This is a genomic window from Kosmotoga sp., from assembly GCF_982836095.1.
This window is the reverse complement of sequence record NZ_CEYIHJ010000098.1, coordinates 742-2,460: the sequence shown is the minus strand read 5'-3', so window position 1 is coordinate 2,460 and position 1,719 is coordinate 742. Positions and strand designations below refer to the sequence as shown.

The 1,719-nt window shown below is 42.2% G+C and carries 1 pseudogene; it reads right to left on the bottom strand.

Going from position 1 to position 1,719, the window contains the following annotated elements:
- A pseudogene (locus AC3LHT_RS07165) lies at positions 1–1,719 on the bottom strand (valine--tRNA ligase); the annotation flags it as partial.

Sequence of the window (1,719 nt, the reverse complement as noted above, 5' to 3'; positions counted from 1 at the left end):
GAAGTTTTTGCCACAGCTCTTCAGTGATAAAAGGCATAAAGGGATGCAACAGCTTCAGTGAATTGTCCAGAACTTTGACGAGTACGTTTTGAGCGACTTTTCTTTCTTTCCCGGTGTCCTTCAAACGTTCCTTGACACTTTCGATATACCAGTCACACAGCTCATTCCAAATGAAGGAATAGATTTTTTTTGCAGCTACGTTGAAATCATAACTTTCCAACGCTTCTGTAACTATTTCCACGGTTCGCTGAAGTCTTGAAAGAATCCAGCGATCTTCTAACTCAAGATCCAGCGAAGCGATTTCAGCAGCTTCATAACCTTCAAGATTCATTATTACAAATCTGGTTGCATTCCAAATTTTATTTGCAAATTTCCTATAAGAGTCAAAAAAGCGGGAATCCAACTTAATATCTCGGCCTTGAGCCGCCAACATGGCAAGCGTAAACCTCATGGGATCAGCACCATACTCTTCGATTACTTCAAGTGGGTCAATCCCATTACCCAGGGATTTTGACATTTTTCTACCCTTTTTGTCTCTTACAAGCTGATGGATATAAACATGAGAAAAAGGCTTCTCGTCCATGAACTGGTATCCAGCCATGATCATTCTTGCAACCCAGAAGAAAATTATGTCAAAAGCTGTAAAAAGGGTACTTGTTGGATAGAAAGTTTTCAAATCCTCAGTCTTTTCAGGCCAGCCAAGTGTGGTAAAAGGCCAAAGCTGGGAGCTGAACCAGGTATCAAGTACGTCTTCATCCTGGTGGATATTGCTGGATCCGCAGTGAACACATTTTTTCAAATCTTCTTCAGAAGCCATAGTGGCACCGCAATCGTCGCAGTACCATACCGGAATCCGATGCCCCCACCATAATTGCCTGGAAATGCACCAATCCCGGATTTCATACATCCAGTTAAGATAAACTTTTTTCCAACGCTTTGGATAAAAGACGATTTCACCGTTTTCAACCGCTTCAATAGCTCGTTCTGCGAGGGGCTTTGTTCTTACGAACCATTGGTCAGATAGAAGAGGTTCAATAGTTGTATTGCAGCGATAGCACTTGCCTACGGCGTGCTTTATTGGTTCAATTTTGATGAGATAACCCTGTTCTTCAAGGTCTTTGACAACGGCTTTCCGAGCTTCTATTTTATCCATTCCCGCGTATTTACCGCCGTTTTCATTTATTATATCGTCTTTTCCTATTACTTCGATTATTTCAAGATTATGTCTTAACCCAATCTGAAAATCGTTTGGATCATGTGCTGGCGTAACTTTTAGGCAACCTGTTCCCAGAGAAGGATCCACATATATATCAGATATGACCGTGAGTTCCCTACCCACTAAGGGCAGAATTACCTTCTTGCCTATAAGTGCCTTGTACCTTTCATCGGATGGGTGAACGGCAACGGCGGTGTCAGCCAACATTGTTTCTGGCCTTGTAGTGGCAATGACTACATGTCCCGAACCATCTTTAAATGGGTATTTGATATGGTAAAATGCTCCTTCTTCGTCTTCATGCTCAACTTCTTCATCGGAAAGGACTGTATGACAACGAGGACACCAATTGACAATGTATTTTCCTTTGTATATCAGTCCCTCATTGTATAACTCAACAAATGCTTTCTTCACGGCGCGATTTAAACCATCATCAAGAGTGAAACGCTCTCTGGACCAATCCACCGAAGCTCCAATGGCCTTTATTTGTTCGACAATCCGGGCTC